This is a genomic window from Azospirillum oryzae, assembly GCF_900177515.1.
Lineage (GTDB): Bacteria > Pseudomonadota > Alphaproteobacteria > Azospirillales > Azospirillaceae > Azospirillum > Azospirillum oryzae_A.
The window spans coordinates 18600-38308 of the sequence record NZ_FXAK01000006.1 but is presented as its reverse complement, the minus strand read 5'-3'; the positions used below and the strand labels follow the sequence as shown (position 1 = coordinate 38308).

The window sequence follows — 19709 nt, the reverse complement described above, 5'->3', positions numbered from 1 at the left end:
GAGGAACTACTGGTCTGAGGCCCCGTTCAGGGGAGGGGATCAACGCCAAGGTGAGACGATGCCGTCCTCGCACCGCAAGATCATGATCAACCGGGCGCCGGTGCTGACGCTGTGGGCCGCCGTGGTGGCGGAACGGTTGGGCCTGGACCGCGATGAGGCCCTCACCCTGGGCAAGGCTTTATCGGGTCTCACAGCGCAGGCCAAAGGCGTCCGGCTGGGGATCTATGAGCCGACACCAGAGACGGTGAGCGATCAGCGCAAGGCGCTCCAGCCGGGCGAGGAGATCCATATCAATCTCATGGGGCGATCGATCCCCGCCGTGCACACCCAGGACGGCCTGCGCGCGGTGCGCCAGGGCAAACCGATCACGCCGGCGAGCGTGGAGCGGTACCTGGACAGCAAGTTCGGAGCGGATCTGGAGGAGGTGCGCCAAGCCCTGACAGGGCTGGCCCAGTCCTTGCCAGCAGCGGACCTCGCCCGGCAGGCGTTCCGGCTGTACGAGGCATTCCGGCCGGAGGTGAAGGCTGGCACGGCCGGCTGGGGTGCCGAGGGCGAATTGGACTTGGTGAAGCTCGTGCGCGCTGCCCATCCCGCCTGATCAGCTGCCCTCCTCGTACACGATGATCTATGACGTCGTAACTTTGAAGCCGAAGGACCAGCAGCATGATGCTGGTCCGGCGCTCCGCATCAAGCATCCAGTTCGCCCTGGAGTGGTTCAGCCAAGCGCGGCCACCTTGGCGGTGAGGATCGTGCGGGCCTGAAGGATCTTGTCGGCATCGACCTTGACCGACAATGCCGCCTGCGGCTTGCGGCCGAGGAAGAAGGCGATGCGCTCGGCGTTGGCGCCGCTCGGGTGGGGCAGGCCGGCGAGGACGCGGGCAGGATCGAGCACGCCCTGGCGGGCGAGGGCCTCCACCGCCTCGGCCACCTTGGGCCCGAGCGGCACCACCAGGGCTTTGGGCAGCGCCGCCAGCTCAGCGGCCAAGCCAGCCTGCAGCTGCTCGCGCAGGAGGGGCGTGGTCAGCATCGACGGCGCGCCGCTGTAGTTGGCGCCGTCGACGAACACCGGATTGCGCAGCGCCGAGGTGAAGTGGACCAAACCAGCGTCCGCGCCCCACAAGGAGGTGGTGGAGGCGAGCCCGAGCAGGCGATGAACCCCGATGCCATCGAGCAGGGCAACCAGGTTGCTGCGCATTGGGCCGGAGAAGCTGGCGAAGACCTTGGCGGCGGCGAGAGCCTCGGGGGCACTCAGGCCCTGGCGGAGGGCGCGACGGGCTTCGCGCAGGGCATTGCCCATCTGCTGACGCCCTGGCGTCAACCCAACCAGAACGATCCGGGCGCCCGGGGTGACGTGCTCGAACGGGGCGTAGGCGACGTCAATGCGCTTGCCGCCCTGGAGGCGGCTGTCGAGGAGCAGACGCTGCGGCTGTCGGATCTCCGCCTCGAGCGCGTCGTCGCTGAGGTCGCGGAGGAGGGGGGCGAAGCGAGCAAACAGGGGGGTATCCATGACGGCTCCTAGCGGAACAGAGGCTTGGGGGCGTAAGCGCAGGTGATGACCCGGCCGGCGGCGGCGATGACGTAGGCGTTGCGGCTGCGATAGGGCTCCAGCGCCTTGACGAGGGTCGGGCCGGCGCGGTGGCGCAAGGTGCGCATGCTGGCGCGGGTCAGGGCGTAGGTGCGGGCGCCATCACCGGCGTCGCGGGACTCGCCATAGTCGAGGATGAGTTCGGCCACCAGCGGCGGAAACGCGCGTGCAGTGGCGCGCTCCCGCGCATGGCGGGTGAAGTCGTGGACCTCAAGCATGATACGGGCCTCTTGGGAGATCAGGAGGATTGGCGCAGAAGCAGTTCGACCGTGCGGCCGGCGACCAATGCCGGATCCAGGTCGAGGGCCGTGGCCAGAGCCACGGCAGTCGCAATATCCAAATCGGGGGTGCCAGTGAGCCAAGCGGCGGTCCGTTCCGGAACCACGGTGGAGGCGGTGGCCAGAGCGGCGACCGACAGGCCCTTCTGTTCGGCACGCCGGGTGAGGGCGAGGCTGAGATCAGAGACAGTCCGGGCGGTGCGGATGTCCAGCTGGGCGGCGTCGGGGGTGTATTCCCAACACGTGGTCGGAACGAAGCTCCGGCGACCGGCCAACCATTCTCGGGCAAAGGCGACATCGACAAAGGTCCGGCTGCCCTTGGCCTTGATGCCGGCGGCAGCGAGCGCATTGCGGACTGCGCCTTCGGTCATGTTGGCGAGCAAGGCCAACTCACGCACTGAGAGCTCAGAGGGAGTCGGGCTTTCCAGCTTCCAACGGGCGTTGGCGGTGGTGATGGCGCGCCGGCACGTTCCGTCCTCGGTCATGTAGGGGTGGGTTTCCCCTCCTTGATGATCCTGTCCACCAACACGGGGAACACCCTCTATGAAAATATTGGCATCCTGCAGCAGGTCTTCGTTGAAGTGGCGAGCTTCACCGACCTGGAAGGCATAATCGTAGATGACCGTCATCGTGGGCGCGATGCGGAAGGAGTCCAGAGCCACACGGCTAAGGGGTTCGGAATGGTATTGCTCAGAGTCGAAGCCGATGAAGGTGGCTGCCGCTTCGGCGCTGCGCGTCATGGCCAGGAAATCGGCGGTGAACAGCAGGATGGTTCGGAGTTCATCCAGGAGTTCGGTGGCGGGAAAGGGAGGCTGAGAAGTGGAGGCCATTGCGTCTCACCATGCGATCGTGCTGCATGGTCAACATAATCTCCAACGGCGGGTGCCGCAAGCGGAAAATGCGATCCTACTGCGTTCTTATCATATTTAGTGAGTTATCGTTCCTCCAGCTGCAGCCAAGCTCCTGCTCCACCCCCCTTCTCCTTATCTGTGATAATGTCCTTTATCACAGATAAGGAGAAGGGGGAGGTGGGACACTACGCGGTGAGCGACGCTTGCTCAACCGTCTGGCTTCCAGCCAGAAGGGCGTTGACCCGGCCGACCAGCAGGTCGATGCGGTAGGGCTTACTCAGGACCTGGAGTCCGGAGACGCTCGCGATGTCGTCACTGTAGCCGGTGGCGAGAAGGATCGGCAGGGTCGGCCACAGCCGCTGCACTTCCTTCACCAGATCCAACCCGTTCATGGTGCCCGGCATAACGATGTCGCTGAACAGCAGGTCGAGATCTCCGGCTTGCACAATTGGTAGCGCCTCGTCCGCCGTGGATACGTGCTGCACAACGAATCCTGCGTCTTCCAGGGCCGCGGCCACCGTGATCGCGATGATCGGATCATCCTCGACCACCAGAATTCGTGCGCCGGGCTGTCTACAGGACGCGTCCCCGCCGAACCGTTCGATGGTTGGCTGAGCGGTGGCGGAGGAGGCAGGAAGGAGGATATGCACCGTGGTCCCCTTGCCCTCCTTGCTGTCGATCCAGGCACTGCCACCAGCCTGCCGGGTAAAGCCGTAGACCTGCGCCAGCCCCAACCCCGTGCCCTTGCCGACCTCCTTGGTCGTGAAAAAGGGGTCGAATGCGTGCGCTAGCACATCGGGCGGCATCCCGTTGCCCGTGTCGGTGACGGACAACCGCACGAAGTCTCCACTCAACCCATTTGCGGCATCGGAGGATAGCCTGACATTTTCCGCCCGTACGGTGACGCAGCCGTCCGACGGCATCGCGTCGCGCGCGTTGATCAGAAGATTAACCACAGCCATCTCGAACTGTGTGGGCTCGACCTCCACGGACCACAGCCCTTGGGAGAGTTCCAGGTTTAAATGCGCTCGTCCCCGCAACGCCTGGGACATCATGTCGTTCATCAGGATGAATTGATCGGCCAGGTTCAAAGTGCGCGACTGCACCGCCTCGCGACGCGCGAAGGCCATCAGCTGTTGCACGAGCTTGGCCCCACGGCCGATGGTCTGCCAACCGGCAGCGAGCAACTCGTTGATGGCCGGGTCCTGTGCCCGCCGCTCCACCATGTGCAGGCAACCCGATAGCGCCTGGAGAAGGTTGTTGAAGTCGTGGGCCACGCCGCCGGTAAGCTTGCCCAGGGCATCCATCTTCTACGCCTGACGCAGATGCTCCTCGGCTTTCAGACGCACGGAGACCTCCTCCGCGACCCGTGCCTCGAGCGTTGACCGGATCTCGCGCATCTCGGTGATGTCGAGCACGGAACCAATGAAGCCGAGAAACCGGCCGTCGTCGCTGAACCAAGGGGTCGAGGCATCGATCACCCAGCTGTATCCGCCGTCGACACGCCGCAGGCGGTATTCGACCCGAAACATCGACTGTTGTGCGTTGGCAAGCCTGAAGATTTCTTCGCTGTGGGCGCGGTCCTCCGGATGCAGCGCATCGAGCCAGCCGAAGCCGAGCCCGTTTTCCTCGCTCTGACCGGTGAACTCGCACCAGGAGCGGGACAGATAGCTGCACCGTCCGTCCGGTCCGGTGACCCACACCATCACCGGGGCGTTGTCGGCCAGTTGGCGGAACCGGGCCTCGCTCGCGCGCAGATCGGCCATGGCGGCGTCGCGCTGCTCCTCGCGGGTCGCCAGGGCATCGGCAAGCGTGTTGAATTCGGCGATGCCGTAGGGCATCCAGTTGAAGGTCGGCGCCGAATGGGACGCCTGCTCGGCCAATCTCAGCAGAGGCCGTGTGATGCTGCGGGCAACGCTTCCGGCCAACGCCACCCCAAGCGCGATGGTGACGATCGCCAACCCGGTGAGTAGGGCGGTCTGCTGGAGAACCGGGGCTTCCAGCACCTCCTGCGGCACGGCGATCACGGAGACCCACCCGGTGACCGGTGAGCGCATGTACGACACACTGATCGGGCGCCCTTGCCGGCTGATCATCTGGTAGCCAGCCCCGTTGCTGGCCTGCTCCAGAACCTTGAGGAAGCTCGGAATCGCCGGCTGACCGACCAACGCCTCGGGATCGTGGGATCGCCCGACGGTGATCGCCTTGCGGTCGAAAACGGCGGCGATCCACTCGTCGGGCCGGCGTTGAGACCGGACGATGCCGCTGATGGCATCCGGCGTGATGCCCATGGCAAGGATATAACGCACTTGGCCGTCGACCAGGACCGGCACCTCGACCGACAGGATGGGGCGCTTCAGGATAGCGGCGGTGATGAGATCGGAAATCTGCGGACGGGCGGTGGCGATCACCCGGTTTAGGGTCTCCAGTTCGGTCCTACGCGGCAGGGGGGCGCCAAAAGGGCGGTTGGTGCTGGTGAGCTGCTGCCCTGTGGTGTCGAGCAGCACGATGCCCGTGCCCCTAATCTTGGCGGCCTCGACGGTCTGTGCGTGAAAAGTTTCGAGGTCGCCCGCGCGCAGCGCCGGCGAGGTCGCCAGGAGCTCCAACGCAACCTGGGCCTCGCTGATGTAGCGGTCGACGTTCTGGGACAGCGCGAAAACATTTTCGGTCACCTGCTCTTCGAGGTGGTCGTTCTGGACGCGGACGAAATGCAGGCTCAAGCCCGTGCAGAAGACGATCATGGGCACGAGACAGGCCAACACCAGAAGCACAATGCGCGCACGCACGGAGGTGCCGAGCATCTTGGCGCGAAACACGATGGCTCCGGAGTGTGGTTTTTGGTCCGTGACCATAGACGACCTTGCAGCAGGAACAGAGGCTGACCTTTGCTGTAGGCCACAGGGATGGCATCCAGGTTTTGCGGTTAGGTCGATCACACATCCCGAGCAATCCGCGCACTTTCGTGTCGTGCCCCCGTCGACGCCGGCATGTTGATTCCGTCGGCTGACGTCGGGCTGAACCGGCGGACTGCCTTACGGTAAACACCGCCCGTCGGACATCCCCCCTCTAGCTTTTCAACGGCATCCTGAACGTGAAGCTCGTCTCATTGGTGTCGGAGCGCACGTCAATCCTGCCGTCGTGGGCTTGGGCAATCTGCGACGCGATGTAGAGCCCCAAGCCCAACCCCTGGCTCCCGGCCCTCCCTTCGCCCCGCTTGAACGGCAGGAAGAGCTTATCGAACTGCTGGGGCGGAATGGGGCGCCCTCCATTGACCACGCAAATGTTCAGCTCGTCCTCGATGACGGTCGCCGTGATGCTGACCGGCATCCTTTCGGAGCCATGGGTGATGGCGTTCGACAGCAGGTTGGACAGCATCTGGGCGAGGCGAAGATGATCGACAGGGATGATCGCAGGCAGGTCGAAGGCCGCCGCGATCTCGCGGCCCGGATGCGCGATCCGCATTTCATCGACGGCATGCTGGAGCGTCGTCGTGAGATCATCCGCCGTCACCACAAGGGTGATTCCGCCACCCATCCGCGCCCGCGCCAAATCCATAACGTTTTCGACCAGGCCGGTCATCCGCGAGAGGCTCGCCTTCATCAGCTTGAGCACCAGCGGGCTTCGGCTGGTCCAGCCCTCCTTCAGCAGGCGGGTGGTTCCGGCCTCCAGCGCTGCAATGGGATTGCGCAGGTCGTGCCCCAGCACCGCAATGAACTGCTCGCGCAATTCTGCAAGTTCCCGCTCCCGCTCGAGCGAAGCGGTCGTCGCTCTGAGGCGAACCCCTGCGTCGAGATGATGGGCGATCAGTTCGGCGAACAGCCTGAAGGCACCCAGCACCTCCGGGTTGTTGACCTTGGCAGGGGTCGGATCGATGGCGCAGAGCGTGCCCCAGAACGCGCCGTCCGCCAGGATGATTGGCTCGGAAATGTAGCTCCTCAACCCGTAGATTCGCGGGGTATGGTGGTCACAATATTGCGCGTCCTCCACGGCGTCGTCGAAGACGATGGTCTGGCGATGGCTTCTGATCTCGTTGCAGAGCGTGCTCTCGATCGGCAACTCATCGCCTGGCTTCAGGCCAAAACCCACCGGATCGAGCACTTGGCAGGCGACCCACCGCGTTTCCGTCACACGGGCGACGGCCGCGAAGCCCATGCCCGTCATGCGCAGCACGACATCGAGAATGGTCGGTACGGCTGCAATGCCGGCGACTGCTCCGATTGCCTCGGAGAGGTCTTCTGCAGTGCTTGTTCCTTCCGATCCAGGCAGACGGACCTGTTCGGTCTTCAGCGCCGCGATCACCTCGGAGGTCTCCAAGGCCGTCGCGGCAGCGTCCGCGAGCGCTTCGAGCGTCTCCACTTCCCAAGCGTCCGGCGTGTAGGGCTGTGACCAGTAAGCCCCAATCGCCGCGATGGGATTGTCGATACGGACCGGCGCCATTGCGACCGCGCGCACGAAGGTATTGCTGTAGATCTCGCGCGGGATGCGATCATCCACCGTGACATCAGGGATGATAGCCGTTTTCCGATGGATCATCGTCCATCCGCTGATGCAGGCGGAGGCGGGAAATTTCTGCCCCTTCCAGAGCGGCCCAATCGCGTCCTCCTCCACATAATGGCAGAGGCTGCCCTCTTTCAGGACGACGGAGATGCCTTCGCAGCCGATCAGAGACCGGGCGCAGGCACGGATGGTCGCGACGACGTCGTCTGTGCTCCGGGCCCGTGAGATCTGCGCAAGCGCTTTCGTGAGCGTGGCAAGCGGTGTGGACGGTCTGGAGCGCTGATCCATGGACCAGGGTCCCCCCGGTGGTGAAGGATGTACAATACGTTCGCACCTTCGCACGAAATCAGTGCTGCCGACAGCATTGCGCGTTCTGTGCCTTCGAAGCGCGACCGTCACCTGTGACGCTCCCTGCCGGACTGATTGCCCCATGACGACACTCGTTCCTGTCTCCTCGCTGGTTTTGCCTTCCTTGGTCGCCGCCGCCGGTGAGCGGGCGAGTGTCCGGTTTCTGGAGTTCTTCGCGGCCGAGATCCGCAATCCCCACACCCGGCGGGCTTACGTGTGGGCCGCCGGCGAGTTCCTGGCCTGGTGCGAGGCCGCCGGGGTGCCGTCGCTTACCGCGGTGCAGCCGTTGCACGTCGCGACCTGGATCGAGGGGCTGATGCGCAGCCACACGGCCCCGACGGCCAAGCAGCGCTTGGCGGCGGTACGGCATCTGTTTGACTGGCTGGTGATCGGGCAGGTGGTGGCGATAAACCCAGCCGCCTCGGTGCGGGGGCCCCGGCATGTCGTGCGGGTCGGCAAAACCCCGGTGCTGGATCCGGCCGAGGCGCGGGCGCTGCTCGACAGCATCGATGGGAGGACCGTGATCGGCCTGCGCGACCGCGCGCTGATCGGGCTGATGGTCTACAGCTTCGCCCGCGTCGGCGCCGCTCTGGCGATGCGGGTGGAGGACGTCTATCCCCAGAACCGCCGGCTGTGGGTGCGGCTGCGCGAGAAGGGGGGCAAGGCCCATGCGCTGCCCTGCCACCACACGCTCGAAGACTATCTGGTGGCCTACCTGGACGGCACCGGCTTGCGGGACGACCCCAAAGGGCTGCTGTTCCGCACGATCGGCCGCGGTACCGGCCGGCTGTCCGACCGGCCGCTGCCGCAGGCGAGCGCCCACGCCATGGTGCGCCGGCGGGCCGCTGCCGCCGGCATCGCCACCCCACTCGGCTGCCACAGCTTCCGCGCTACCGGCATCACCGCCTACCTGGCCAACGGCGGCACGCTGGAAACCGCCGCAGCGATGGCCAACCACGCCTCCACCCGCACCACCCAGCTCTACGACCGCCGCGGGGACCGAGTCAGCCAGGACGAGGTCGAGCGTATCCGGATCTAGAGGGATGAGTAGCAGCGGAACAGAAATTCCCATTCGAGTGGAAGGACTGCACGGAAAACCTTTCTTCCATGGTTTCCGTGCAGCCGACCAATCCGACAGGGCTTTCCGGTTACGCCCCCAGGACGCAGTGTCCAGCTAGGAAAATCTAATCGGGGTACCACATACGGCCAGCAGCCTCGCGCCGGCCAACTACGGTGGCGTGTGCATTGGCGCTTGTAATCTACAGGAAAGGCGCGGGACATGAGTGTTGTTGTTAAAGGGGAACTGATCTTGCAAGACCGGGAAACGGGAGAGCAATTAACTATCAAAGCAAGCGAGCTGGACTTCCAAAGCGATGTCATCGACGAAGACAGGGAAATGGGTGCAGAAATTTTCCATGTGGCGGAAGTAGAAGTAGAAATCTGGGGTGAAATCCGCACCGTAAGGATTGAAGTATCCGAATACCCGGAGGGTTGCTTGAATTATGAAGATCTAGATAGCGGCGGCTTAGATGTAGTCCAGAGTTTCACAGTCGATATAGTGTTAGACGACGAACGCTAGGATGATTGATGATTGGCTGTATGGAAACCTCAACAGCGAGGTTTCCATACAGCCATCCCGGTCCAATCGGACTTTCTGTTCCGTTGCTACTCAGATCCCCGTCTCTGAAGGCATACCTGGACGGCAGCGGTTTGCGCGACGACCCCAAGGGATCGCTGTTTCGCACGATCGGCCGCGGCACCGGCTGGCTGTCCACTTGGCCGTTGCCGCAAGCAAGCGCCCACGCCATGGTGCAGCGACGGGCCGCGACTGCCGGCTTTGCCATCCCGCTCGGCTGCCACAGGCATCACCGCCTACCTGGCCAACGGCGGCACGCTGGAAACTGCCGCAGCGATGGCCAACCACGCCTCTACCCGCACCACTCAGCTCTACGACCGCTGCGGCGATCGGGTCAGCCTGGATGAGGTCGAGCGCATCCGGATCTGAAGAGCAGATCCTGGGGATGCTGGCCGGACTGGTCCGAGGCCAGCACAGCGGCCCCTCCAGGAGGAACGTTGGCACGCGTCGCCGCAGGTACGTTTGAGCGGACGTTGCCTTGTGTCCGACCATAGATTGGATCATAATCCAACTTAAAGCAAAATCTTTGGAATAAGTTGCCTGATGATCCCACTCAGCCTCATGGCCCCTGGGGATGTGGCGCGGAGTGTGGCCGCCCGCGCCCGCGCCCGGCGGGTCGCCCTTGGGCTCACCCAGCAGGAGGTCGCTGACCGCAGCGGGGTGAACATCTGGACGCTGCGGCGGTTCGAAGCCAGCGGCAAACTGGCGTTCGATGCGCTGATCCGTGTCGCCGTCGTGCTCGACGCGATCGAGGCGTTCGGCGCGCTGTTTCCGGAACCGGAATTCCGCAGCCTTGATGAGGTGATCGACCGTCCAAAGCGCCAGCGGGGCAAGCGCCGGACGGTGGTCCGATGAAGCATGTCGGCGTTCTGGCGGTGTCGCTGCGTTGGGGAGAGGGGGACGAGGAGCTCGTCGGCCGCCTCGCCAGCCGCGACGGGAAAACCTATGTCGAGTTTGACGGCGCCTTCCTCGCCTCTGGCCGGATGCTGTCCTGGTTTCTGCGGAGCCCACGCCCAGGCGTTCTGCAAGGACCGGACGCGCCGTTCTCCGGCCTCCACGGCGTGTTCGACGACAGCCTGCCCGACGGGTGGGGGCGGTTGCTGATTCATCGCCGGGCCGCCGCCAGCAAGATCAATCCCCTGTCGCTGACGCCCCTCGACATGCTGGCCTGCATGGGAGAATGGGCGATGGGGGCCCTGGTCTACCGGCCGGAGACTGAGGAGCCCGTGGACACCGGCGCCATCGATCTCGACCAGATCGCCGCACAGAGCCGCCAGGTGCTCAAAGGGGCGCCCGAGGCGCTCTTCCCCACCTTGCTGCGGGTGGGCGGCTCGCCCGGCGGCGCCCGGCCGAAGGCGGTGGTTTGCCGCGACGATCAGAGCGGCGATCTGATCCATGGCGCCCTGGTGGCGCCGGAGGGCTGGTCGCACTGGCTGGTGAAGTTCCGCGGCAGGGACGATCCGGCGGACATCGGTCCGATCGAGCAGGCCTATGCCGGGATGGCGCGCGCCGCCGGTTTGACCCTGCCGTCCACCCGCCTGCTGCCGAGCGGAAGTCCGAAGACGCCCGCCTACTTCGCAGCGCAGCGGTTCGACCGTGTCGGTCCGGCTGGCCGGCTGCACCTTCACTCCGCCTGCGGCCACCTCCACGCCGACTTCCGGCAGCCGAGCCTGGACTACAAGACGCTGATGATCCTCACCTTCCAGCTCACCAAGGATCACCGGCAGGTGGTCGAGATGTTCCGGCGCGCCACCTTCAACGTGTTCGCCCACAATCGGGATGATCACGGCCGCCAGTTCGCCTATCTGATGGACCGGACGGGCAGCTGGTCCTTGGCGCCGGCCTACGACCTGACCTATGCGGACGGCCCCGGAGGCGAGCATTCCACCGCCATCCTGGGCGAAGGGCGGGATCCCGGCGAGCGGCAGCTGCGGGCGATGGCGGCAGAGTTCTCCATTCCGCCGGCCGACGTCACCGGCATCATCGATCAGGTGCGCGGCGCGGTGGACCGCTGGCGCGACTTTGCCGAAGACAGCGGGGTGGGGCGGACCTCACGTAGCCGGATCGGTGCCGTGATCGCGCCGCGGCGGACCGGCAGGAAGCCCTGACCAGAGGGGGACACACAGGCATTTCCGCCGGGACGATGGCCGGGGCTGGTGGGATGCAGACCGGAGGTGCCGGATCGGACAGTTCCCGCCATCCTGACCCTTCCTCGAACTGCCCTGCGAGGATGTCGGCACGCTTGCTGACCGTCAGCGCCTCTAGCGTGACCCGGTCAGGCGGGTGGCGGCGTGCTGAAATTCTTTCTCAGGGAGGCAGCCGGCGAGCGCCGACGCCAGGGTGTGCCAACGTGCCGCCGCCGGCATCATCCCGCTCGGCTGCCAGGGCCTCCGCATCACCTCCTGCCCGGCCATGGCGACACGCTGGAGATCACTGCCGTGGCCAACCACGGGTCGACGCGTATCATCCAGATCTCCGATCGCCACACGGGTCGTGTCCGCTTGGACGCGGCGGCGTGCATCCGCATCTCAAGGATCCGCCGGTCGGCGTGAGGATGGATGTCGGTCGTCCATCCTGCCTGAGAGCATCGCCGGCACGATGAGGGGAGGGCGTCATGATCTCGAGGGATGAGCTGTATCGCTTGGTGTGGTCGAAGCCGATGACCCAGGTGGCCGAGCAGTTCGCCGTTTCCGGGACCTACATGGCCAGGGTTTGTGCTCTCCTGAACGTGCCACGGCCCGAGCGCGGATATTGGGCCAAGCTGGCGGTCGGGAAGGCGCCGGCTCCGGAGCCGTTGCCAGAGGCCCGGCCCGGCAATCAGCTGTCCTGGTCCAAGGATGGAACAGCGCAGGCTCCGCCCAAGCCGCGGCAGCCGCCGGCCCGCCGATCGGAGGTCCCAGTCCGTGTCTCCAAGACCCGCAGCCACGCTCTGCTGCTGGGGGCCAGAGAGCATTTCAACGCCAGCCGGCATGTGGATGACCGCAGCTATCTCAAACCCTCCAAACGGCTGCTGGTCGATATCACGGCATCGAAGGCCGGCCTCGACAGAGCACTGGGTTTTGCCAACGACCTTTTCACCGCGCTGGAGTCGGTCGGCCATCGCGTGGTGCTGGCGCCCGCGGACGAGCATCTGCGGCGCGGTGACATCGATGTGCGTGAGGTGCGCACCAAACAGCAGGCTCGTTATTATTATGGCACGCTGTGGTCTCCCCATCGGCCGACGGTCGTCTATATCGGCAGCGTGGCGATCGGGTTGTCGATCGTCGAGATGTCCGAGGACACCCTGCTGCGCTATGTCGGCGGCACCTACATCCGGGAGGCCGACCACACGCCGCCCAAATCCTCCCGCTTTGCCGCTGATCATAGCTGGACGACGACCCGGGAGCTGGCCTGTGGCCGCCTTCGTCTCATTGCCTATTGTCCATACGGCCGCGTCAGCTGGGCGACCGACTGGCAGGAGACGGCGCAGCAGTCTCTCCGCTCCCTGGTGCCGTCGATCGTGCGGGCCATCGAAGACGCTGCCACTGACCTGGTGGGCAAGCTGGAGGAAGCCGACCAGCAGGCGGAGATCGCCCGTCAGGAATGGCGTGCCGCCGAAGAGAGGCGGCGGAAGCAGGAGGACCGGCGCTGCGTGGAGCAGTCCATGCGCGAGAGCCAGGAGCACCTCGTGCAGATCATCGGGCAATGGTCGCATGTCACGGAGGTCGAGCGGTTTCTCACCGGAGTCGAGGCCCGTCTCTCCGGCTTGCCGGCAGAGGTGCGCGCACCGCTGATGGAGCGGCTTGCGCTTGCCCGGGCGTTTCTTGGCACACAAGACCCGTTGGATATCTTCCTCTCCTGGAAGACGCCCGGCGAGCGCTATCAGCCGATCTATCCAGAGCACAGCCCATGATGGAGCTCAACGCCGAGACCGGATCATGACTCGAAGATCATCCCCCCGGTCACCGGCACTGTTCCGCTCACAGTGGCTCGACGTGCTCCTCACCATTTGGCGGCGATCGTCAGTCCGGCTGCTGCTGGCATCCCCCGCGAAGAGGATGAGGAGTGCGCGTTCATCCTCCATCCGGCGGACACTGGTTTCCACCCAGCGTGCCGCCGAGAGCGGCCACGGATGTCGCATCTAGCTCAGCGTCTGAGTGGCCGACCCTGTCCGCGCGAGTCAGCGGGAGGCATCGAGGTACAGGAAATTTTATCGCCTCCATTCCGGCACGCGAGCCTCGTATCGTTCGCTTGGCTTGTCCCTCAATGGACCGGAGCTGCCTCCTATATCCAACCGTCCGTCTACTCCATTCCCGCCCACGGCGGGGCGGCTGGATAACCGCGGCGGATGAAGGCCGGCTCTTCCAGCTCAGGCCGTGCCGCCGCGCAGCGTGCGCGCAGAACCTTGTGCCCCTCGGCGACACAGGCGAACAGGTACTCTTCCATCGATAGCCCGAGGGCATCCGCGACGCACTTGGCGCGCTCGAAGGCCGCGCCGTCCTCGCGGAACCGCAACGTCACGCTCATCGATCCCTCCTCATCCATCCTGTCCGTCGCAGCGGGGGAAGCCGTTGGATCAGCGGCTCCACCCCAGCGTCTGCAGCAGTCTGCTGCTTCACTCCACCGCTTCGAGCGATACGGTGTCCGCCGGAACCGCTGACCGGATCGCATCCTCTGACGGTACCGCAGCCTTGAGCTCCTGAGCGGCAGCCAAGGCGGAGGCCTTGCGGGGAGGCTTCACCCTCGCGGGTTTGTCCGCCAGATAGGAGCGCAGGGTTGACGGCGTCATCGTGATGCCTTGGGCGGCAAAGATGTCGAGGATCTGCTGATCAGAACAGCCACGGCCCCGCGCCGCACGAACGGTATTGCGCAACTCGCGTACCACCTCCTGCTTCGTCAGCAGTGGCGGCGCAGCGGCATCGAGCGCAGCGCGCAGCGTCGCAATGATGTCAGGAGAATAGGTGCCGTTCTTCGCCATTCTGCATCTCTCCAGCGGAAACTTGACGGGAGGCAGTGTAAGGCGCTCTGCTTGGCGCAGCAAGCCACGGAACAAGCCTAAGCGAGACTGTACGAGGGGCATGTCGCATGGTAGAAATGTGGGGCCGAAACGGATCGGCAGAGAAGGGTCCACACCTGACGCATTTTTAATGCACAGGAGCCAGACAATGTTGTCGGTCGGGATGAGTGCCGGAGCGGGCTACTATATGGAGGCGCAGGCCGAGTATTATCTCGGCGGCACCGAGCCGACCGGTGTCTGGTGGAACCTCCCCGGCCACTTCGGCTACCGGAACGGCGCTGCCGTCGATCCCTTCGCTTTCAAGACGTTGCACGCAGGCTTCAGCCCACGCGATGACCGGGCTCTGGTGCGGAACGCGGGCGCCGACAATCGGCGCGGCGGATACGACCTCACCTTCAGCGCCGACAAGAGCGTCAGTGCGCTGTGGGCGGTAGCCCCAGCGGCGATGCGGGCGGAGATCGAGGCGGCCCAGGAGGAGGCGGTGCGTGCGGCCCTGGTGCTGATGCAGGAGCGTGCTGCCGAAACCCGGCGGGGCAGGAACGGCACCACCCGCGAGCCGGTGGCCCTGTTCGGTGCGCTGTTTCAGCATGGCGACACGCGGGCTGGCGACCCCGACTTGCACACGCACGCGGTCATCCTGAATGTCGCCCAGCGCCAGGATGGCAGCTGGGGCAGTGTCGCCAACGAGAAGCTGTACCAGTGGAAGATGGCGGCGGGGGCGCTGTATCGCGCAGCCTTGGCCGAACAACTTCAGAAGAGGCTCGGGGTGGGGATCGAGCACCATGGCACCCGCCTGGAATTCATCCGCATCCAGGGTGTTCCGGACGCGTTGTGTCAGGCTTGGTCGAAGCGCCGCCGTGCCATCACGGCTGAGGCTGCGGCGCTGGGCTTCAGCACCGGCAGCGATGCCGCCAGAGCGGCGGGGTTGGCTGTGGCAACCCGGGGCAAGAAGGGATACGCCGAGGGGCGGGAAGCCCGGTGGCTGGCCGAGGCGGCAGCGCAGGGATGGGGAGGCGAACAGGCGCAAGCCCTGACCGGTCGCGCCTCCGGGAACCCCGCGGACCGTCGAAACCAAACCTGGGAGAGGCTGAAAGCCAGGGTGCGGGAGACGGTCGAGCAAGACAGCGTCTTCACCGAACAAAAGCTCTGGCAGGTGGCCGCCGAGGCAGCGGCCGGCGCGTTCCCCGCGCGCGACATCGGCGGCCTTGTGACCCGCCTGCAGGCGGAAGGCGTGGTGGTCCGTCTTCCCGGCGAGGATGAGCGCGGACGGGTCGTTTACAGCACTCGGGAGGCAGTCGAAGACGAGGTGGCGGTGCGCGCTCTTGCCCGGCAGGCGGCCCAGGGTTCGGGGCTGGCGGTGATCGACGGCATGGCGCGGTGGCTGATCCAACACTCCGATATTCCGTTGTCCAATGAACAGGCCGGGGCGGCGCATCATGCCATGAGCGCCACGGGCGGGCTGGTGCTGGTCGAGGGGGCGCCGGGCGTCGGCAAATCGACGCTGCTCAAGCCAGTGGTGACTGGCTACCGGATGTCCGGCGCCACCCAGATCCTCGCCTGCGCGGTTGCTTGGCGGCAGGCCCGAAGCCTTGGCGCGGACATCGGTGCGGATGAGAGTTTGGCGGCCGCCGCGCTGCTCTCGCGGTGGCGGACGGGGGCCTTGGCCATTGACGCACGCACCGTGCTGGCGGTGGACGAACTGGGGCAATGGTCAGCCCGGCAAGCCCGGACGCTGATGGAGTTGCAGCGCGCCACCGGCTGCCGGGTGGTCGGGGTTGGCGACCGCCGGCAGCTGCAGCCGATCGGGGCCGGACCGGGCATGCGGCTGCTGACCCGGGAGGTGGAGCCGGTCATCGTCGACAAAATCGTCCGGCAGAGTGATGCCGCGGCGCGCGCTGCGGTCCGCGCGGTGCTGGAAGGGGATGCGGCGGCAGCCGTTGCGGCGCACCGGCAGCGTGGCCACATCGTCGAAGCCAGCGGTCCGGATGCCACCGTCGCCGCTGTGGCCGACCGTCTGATGCAGGCGAGGGCAGAGCGGCGGTCAACCATCGCCATCGCCGAAACCTGGCATGATGTCCGCGCGATCAGCGCCGCCGTTCGGGCGCAGCTGCGCACGCAAGGCGCGCTGGGACAAGATGCGCTGACCATCACGGCCAGCGGAAGTCGGCCTGGGCAGCGGGTCACGCTGTCCTTTGCCGTTGGGGACGAGCTGCGGTTCCGCCACCGGGACGACCGGCTGGGGGTGGTGAATGGAGATACGGGGCGGGTGCTGGCGATCGCCGGGACGGTCGTCACCGTGGAAACAGCCGGCCGCCGCATCGCGGTGAATGTGACGCAGTACCTCGACAAGGACGGGCTCTGTCCGCTGACCCACGCCTATGCCAGCACCCTCGCCGCGGCCCAAGGGGTGACGGTCGAGGCGCCGATCCTGCTGGGCACCGACCGGCTGACCAAGCAGGCGGCGACGGTGGCCCTGTCGCGTGGCACCGGTTGGACAACGGTCGTCGTTGACCGGACAGCACTGGAGGAGGAAATCCGCGCCGGCCGCGTGGACGAAGCGGGGCGGACTCCGGTGACGGCCGGGGACATCGATGCGCATCTGGCGCGGGCGTGGTCGCGCGACGTCGAGAAGGTGAGCGCGCTCGATTATCTGGACAGCGCCACCGTCGAGGGCTGGGTGGCGGGATGGACGGGAGCCCTGCCGGCAACGGCGTTGTCGCCGTCCGGCCAGCCGGTGGCCGAAATGGTGGACCTCGCCCGTCTCCGGGCCGAACGGCAGCAGGCAGAGAACCGGCATCGGCTGGCAGCGGCCGGCGCGCGGCTGGCTGGGCAGGGGCAGGCGCTTGCCAATCATCTCGGAGAGCGGGTGTGGAGCATGGCGTCACGGCTGGTGCCGCTTGGGGCGCGGCTGGAGGCGCAGGGACAGCGGCTCAGGGCTGAGCAAAGCGCGGAGGCGGAGGCGCTGACGGTGCTGACCCAGCGGGTGCAGGCAGGGGCGGCCTTCCACATCAGTGCTGATCAGCGGCGGACCATCGACGGTCTGAGCGATGCCGATGTTGCGACCTTGCGGCGGGGCTGGACCGAACGGGTGGCAAACGAGTTCGATAGGATCGCGGCAGACCAGGCCCGGATCATCGTCGAGCGGCAGACGGCGTTGGAGGCGGTGCAGGCTCTGACGCGTGAGCTCATTGAGATGAAACGGGAGGGCCATTGGGGGCGTGCCGGCGAGATCGAGTTCGTGATGCTGCCGCAGGCCATGGCGCGGCTTGCCGCTCTTGATCCCGCGGCCGCAGCGGCTGAGGAGCAGGCGGCGGCGGAGGCCTGGAGGCGTGAGCTGGAGGAGATGGAACGCCAGAGCCAGTCTCGCCGCATGGCTCGTGAGTCCGCTGCCACGGCCGGGCGGTTTGCGGTGCCGTTGCAGACACATGGTCCCAGCCGGTCCGGTCAGGCCGCTCCGGCCCCTGCCGCCGCGGCGCCGACCCCGCCGATCCGCAACCTCTCGCTTGAGGCCCGTAATGCCCGTGCCAACGATCTCGTCCAGCGTACGAAAGCGCCCGAGGCATGGCGCAACCCGCTTGCGATTTACCTGGATGCCCACACCCAGTACTACGACAACGATGCCGCTTGCCGTGTCGAAGTCCTGAGCGGGGCCATAGAAGAGGCGAACCACTCTGAACGGCTCATGCAGACCCTGGCCGAGCTCTGCGGCGCCGCCGCTCAGCAGGTCCTCCATGTTCCGGCTGCCCGCGAGGCCGCTCGCATTGCCGGCCGCTTGGCCGAAATTGAAGAGATCGTCGGGGTCCTCGGGTCGTCGCCGATGCCCGACCACGAGGCAGAGGATTGGGAGGGTCCGAGCATGTGAGAATGACCGGGGCGGTATCTGCGTCCTTCCGCGCGCCACGCGTTTCCCAAAGGGCCAGCCTGCAAGCGGTGTCCTGACCGCAGAGGCGGCACGGCGGAGTGCGGGGCTGACATCAACGAGGTGAAAACGCGAGGTATGCGTAAAACGCATGCGGCTCCGGTTTACGCTCCTTCACGGCCCTCGATGACGTGCAACACTCGCCTCGCTTTCACAGTGCGCGAGGCCACCGATGACAGTCGATCCCGACGATCCCACCTACGGCTATTTCCTGCTGTATGCCGACCCGCCACCCTCGTCCCGCAACTTGCCCGATGCCCGCACCGACGCCGATGCGATCCAAGCCGCCGTGGAGGCCGCATTTGACTATGCCACTGCGGTTCAGCTTCGCCATCACACGGAGAGCGGAACCTACCTGATTGGCAGTGCGACGGCCGACGGGGTTTTCACGCCGGCTGCAATGCCGGACCAGCACCACGGCGCACAACACCGGGTGCCGTCCAGCAACAGCACCGGCGCCGGTTGTGGCGGCGCTCAGTTTCCGGCGCTTCCGGCCGGTACGGCATCGACCCCGTACGACCCGGACGATGCGGCGCGCCACCTGCTGGTCACCTGGCCGCCATCTGGGCCGCAGGCCATGACACACAGACCCTCGGCCTCCGCCGCAGTCTACGGTCCAGCGAAGCCCTTGCCGTTCGGCCCCGGCTCCGGACGGAAGCTTGGCTCACCCCGGCAGCGGTCCTCTTGAACAGGACCAGACCATCGCGGCCGACCGGCCGGACCGGTTTGGTGGAATCACGCGATGGGCGGGAACGGTGGCCGTGACACACAGCGCGGTGTTCGCATCACGTGCTTGGCGCCGCTGATGCCAAGAGACGTCTGCCCATCTGAAGAAATCTACAAGAGAAGGAGATAGATGCCATGACAAAATTATGGGGATTAACCGAAGAGGATCGTGAATTGGCGCGGCGGGCAAACGAGAGAGTTGAGGCGCTTGAAAAGAAGATCGGCCGCAAGCTTGATCCTAATGATCCAGTGCTCTTGTCAATACTGTCGTCTCATCCGGATACGCCATTTGAACCGCTCCTCCCGCCTCCTAAGGACTAAGCCTAGGGCTGTGGAGCGGCATTCCCATGCTGGGGCCATTCTCTGACACCGCCAGCAGAGCCCTTGCTAGAGCGAACCTGACACCAAAAGCCGCTTCACGGCCAGGGGCGGGACGGCCTCAAGCTTGGTCGTTGTTCATACCTCCGCCTTTTCATGCCCTCGCTCCAGGGCGCATGAAAAGGCGGATCAGCGCTCTTGCGCGCTCGACCTGGAGAGGATCATCCGCACCGCCTTAAGGGCCGTTGTGTTGTCCTGAAGGCCGGCAAACAGCCGGCGCAATTCGGCAACGGCTGCCCACTCACCACCTCTCTGGTAGGCCGCCAAAACGGCGGCGGTTTCCGTCTCGGAGATCATGAACATGACCGATCAACTGTCCTTTCCTGAATGTGCGGTGCCGTCGTGATCGTGGCCTTCACCCTTGCCGGCCGCCTCCCGGACCAACCCGGTGGCGCGGCTCGCCGCCACCGGGTTCTCCTGGGCAAAGAGCCATCAACGATGACGGACGACAACGACTGCAGGGAGGACCAGACGGATGATTAACACCCTCGCCGT

General features: G+C 65.7%; 17 protein-coding genes. 8 read left to right on the top strand and 9 right to left on the bottom strand.

Annotation, left to right across the window (positions count from 1 at the left end):
• Nucleotides 1-58: 58 nt before the first annotated feature.
• A complete protein-coding gene (locus tag B9N97_RS12385) occupies nt 59-598 on the top strand; it encodes a hypothetical protein (protein ID WP_085086847.1) in 540 nt (179 codons plus the stop codon).
• Nucleotides 599-715: 117 nt separating this feature from the next.
• Here the strand turns inward: B9N97_RS12385 and B9N97_RS12380 are convergent, their stop codons facing one another.
• The 6 genes from B9N97_RS12380 to B9N97_RS12355 form a co-directional block, all read right to left on the bottom strand.
• Nucleotides 716-1507: a hypothetical protein gene (locus B9N97_RS12380; protein ID WP_085086845.1), complete on the bottom strand. Its 792-nt coding sequence runs from the start codon at nt 1505-1507 to the stop codon at nt 716-718.
• Nucleotides 1508-1515: 8 nt separating this feature from the next.
• Nucleotides 1516-1803, bottom strand: a complete 288-nt coding sequence (locus B9N97_RS12375) for a hypothetical protein (protein WP_085086843.1) — start codon at nt 1801-1803, stop codon at nt 1516-1518.
• Between the two features lie 20 nt (nt 1804-1823).
• Nucleotides 1824-2693, bottom strand: a complete 870-nt coding sequence (locus B9N97_RS12370; RefSeq protein WP_085086841.1) for a hypothetical protein — start codon at nt 2691-2693, stop codon at nt 1824-1826.
• A 206-nt stretch (nt 2694-2899) separates the two neighbouring features.
• Nucleotides 2900-4021: an ATP-binding protein gene (locus tag B9N97_RS35615; RefSeq protein ID WP_085086839.1), complete on the bottom strand. Its 1122-nt coding sequence runs from the start codon at nt 4019-4021 to the stop codon at nt 2900-2902.
• A gap of 3 nt (nt 4022-4024) precedes the next feature.
• Entirely contained in the window at nt 4025-5530 is a 1506-nt protein-coding gene (locus B9N97_RS12360) for a PAS domain-containing protein (protein WP_167393290.1), read from the bottom strand.
• 250 nt (nt 5531-5780) lie between these two features.
• Nucleotides 5781-7499 carry a sensor histidine kinase gene (locus B9N97_RS12355; RefSeq protein ID WP_085086835.1) on the bottom strand — a complete coding sequence of 573 codons (1719 nt, stop codon included), beginning with the start codon at nt 7497-7499 and terminating at the stop codon, nt 5781-5783.
• A 142-nt stretch (nt 7500-7641) separates the two neighbouring features.
• Between B9N97_RS12355 and B9N97_RS12350 the strand changes: the two genes are divergently transcribed.
• From B9N97_RS12350 to B9N97_RS12320, 5 genes are all read left to right on the top strand, one after another.
• Nucleotides 7642-8598 carry a tyrosine-type recombinase/integrase gene (locus B9N97_RS12350; RefSeq protein ID WP_085086833.1) on the top strand — a complete coding sequence of 319 codons (957 nt, stop codon included), beginning with the start codon at nt 7642-7644 and terminating at the stop codon, nt 8596-8598.
• A 240-nt stretch (nt 8599-8838) separates the two neighbouring features.
• On the top strand, nt 8839-9138 hold the full coding sequence (locus B9N97_RS12345) for a hypothetical protein (protein ID WP_085086831.1): 300 nt from the start codon (nt 8839-8841) through the stop codon (nt 9136-9138).
• A gap of 645 nt (nt 9139-9783) precedes the next feature.
• Entirely contained in the window at nt 9784-10050 is a 267-nt protein-coding gene (locus B9N97_RS12335) for a helix-turn-helix domain-containing protein (protein WP_167393289.1), read from the top strand.
• A complete protein-coding gene (locus tag B9N97_RS12330) occupies nt 10047-11303 on the top strand; it encodes a type II toxin-antitoxin system HipA family toxin (protein ID WP_085086827.1) in 1257 nt (418 codons plus the stop codon). Before B9N97_RS12335 ends, B9N97_RS12330 begins: the two co-directional genes overlap by 4 nt.
• 506 nt (nt 11304-11809) lie before the next feature.
• The gene (locus B9N97_RS12320; RefSeq protein WP_085086823.1) at nt 11810-13087 is read left to right on the top strand and encodes a hypothetical protein; all 1278 of its coding nucleotides are present in this window, start codon (nt 11810-11812) and stop codon (nt 13085-13087) included.
• A gap of 389 nt (nt 13088-13476) precedes the next feature.
• On the opposite strand, the gene B9N97_RS12315 is transcribed toward B9N97_RS12320, so the two are convergent.
• Nucleotides 13477-13701, bottom strand: coding sequence for a hypothetical protein (locus B9N97_RS12315; RefSeq protein WP_143266665.1), 225 nt, complete (start codon nt 13699-13701; stop codon nt 13477-13479).
• A gap of 88 nt (nt 13702-13789) precedes the next feature.
• Nucleotides 13790-14152 carry a hypothetical protein gene (locus B9N97_RS12310; protein ID WP_085086819.1) on the bottom strand — a complete coding sequence of 121 codons (363 nt, stop codon included), beginning with the start codon at nt 14150-14152 and terminating at the stop codon, nt 13790-13792.
• A gap of 187 nt (nt 14153-14339) precedes the next feature.
• Between B9N97_RS12310 and mobF the strand changes: the two genes are divergently transcribed.
• Together mobF and B9N97_RS34940 are read left to right on the top strand one after the other, a co-directional pair.
• Nucleotides 14340-18053, top strand: coding sequence for a MobF family relaxase (gene mobF, locus B9N97_RS12305; RefSeq protein WP_167393288.1), 3714 nt, complete (start codon nt 14340-14342; stop codon nt 18051-18053).
• Between the two features lie 229 nt (nt 18054-18282).
• Nucleotides 18283-18798, top strand: a complete 516-nt coding sequence (locus B9N97_RS34940; protein ID WP_143266663.1) for a hypothetical protein — start codon at nt 18283-18285, stop codon at nt 18796-18798.
• Between the two features lie 545 nt (nt 18799-19343).
• Here B9N97_RS34940 and B9N97_RS35610 read toward each other — a convergent pair.
• Entirely contained in the window at nt 19344-19517 is a 174-nt protein-coding gene (locus B9N97_RS35610; RefSeq protein WP_167393287.1) for a hypothetical protein, read from the bottom strand.
• Nucleotides 19518-19709 lie beyond the last annotated feature (192 nt).

What these genes read in the sequence shown, in the direction of transcription:
- B9N97_RS12385 (WP_085086847.1), top strand. Translation starts at nt 59, where the DNA reads ATGCCGTCCTCGCACCGCAAGATCATGATCAACCGGGCGCCGGTGCTG.
- B9N97_RS12380 (WP_085086845.1), bottom strand. Translation starts at nt 1,507, where the DNA reads ATGGATACCCCCCTGTTTGCTCGCTTCGCCCCCCTCCTCCGCGACCTC.
- B9N97_RS12375 (WP_085086843.1), bottom strand. Translation starts at nt 1,803, where the DNA reads ATGCTTGAGGTCCACGACTTCACCCGCCATGCGCGGGAGCGCGCCACT.
- B9N97_RS12370 (WP_085086841.1), bottom strand. Translation starts at nt 2,693, where the DNA reads ATGGCCTCCACTTCTCAGCCTCCCTTTCCCGCCACCGAACTCCTGGAT.
- B9N97_RS35615 (WP_085086839.1), bottom strand. Translation starts at nt 4,021, where the DNA reads ATGGATGCCCTGGGCAAGCTTACCGGCGGCGTGGCCCACGACTTCAAC.
- B9N97_RS12355 (WP_085086835.1), bottom strand. Translation starts at nt 7,499, where the DNA reads ATGGATCAGCGCTCCAGACCGTCCACACCGCTTGCCACGCTCACGAAA.
- B9N97_RS12350 (WP_085086833.1), top strand. Translation starts at nt 7,642, where the DNA reads ATGACGACACTCGTTCCTGTCTCCTCGCTGGTTTTGCCTTCCTTGGTC.
- B9N97_RS12345 (WP_085086831.1), top strand. Translation starts at nt 8,839, where the DNA reads ATGAGTGTTGTTGTTAAAGGGGAACTGATCTTGCAAGACCGGGAAACG.
- B9N97_RS12330 (WP_085086827.1), top strand. Translation starts at nt 10,047, where the DNA reads ATGAAGCATGTCGGCGTTCTGGCGGTGTCGCTGCGTTGGGGAGAGGGG.
- B9N97_RS12320 (WP_085086823.1), top strand. Translation starts at nt 11,810, where the DNA reads ATGATCTCGAGGGATGAGCTGTATCGCTTGGTGTGGTCGAAGCCGATG.
- B9N97_RS12315 (WP_143266665.1), bottom strand. Translation starts at nt 13,701, where the DNA reads ATGAGCGTGACGTTGCGGTTCCGCGAGGACGGCGCGGCCTTCGAGCGC.
- B9N97_RS12310 (WP_085086819.1), bottom strand. Translation starts at nt 14,152, where the DNA reads ATGGCGAAGAACGGCACCTATTCTCCTGACATCATTGCGACGCTGCGC.
- mobF (WP_167393288.1), top strand. Translation starts at nt 14,340, where the DNA reads ATGTTGTCGGTCGGGATGAGTGCCGGAGCGGGCTACTATATGGAGGCG.
- B9N97_RS34940 (WP_143266663.1), top strand. Translation starts at nt 18,283, where the DNA reads ATGACAGTCGATCCCGACGATCCCACCTACGGCTATTTCCTGCTGTAT.
- B9N97_RS35610 (WP_167393287.1), bottom strand. Translation starts at nt 19,517, where the DNA reads ATGTTCATGATCTCCGAGACGGAAACCGCCGCCGTTTTGGCGGCCTAC.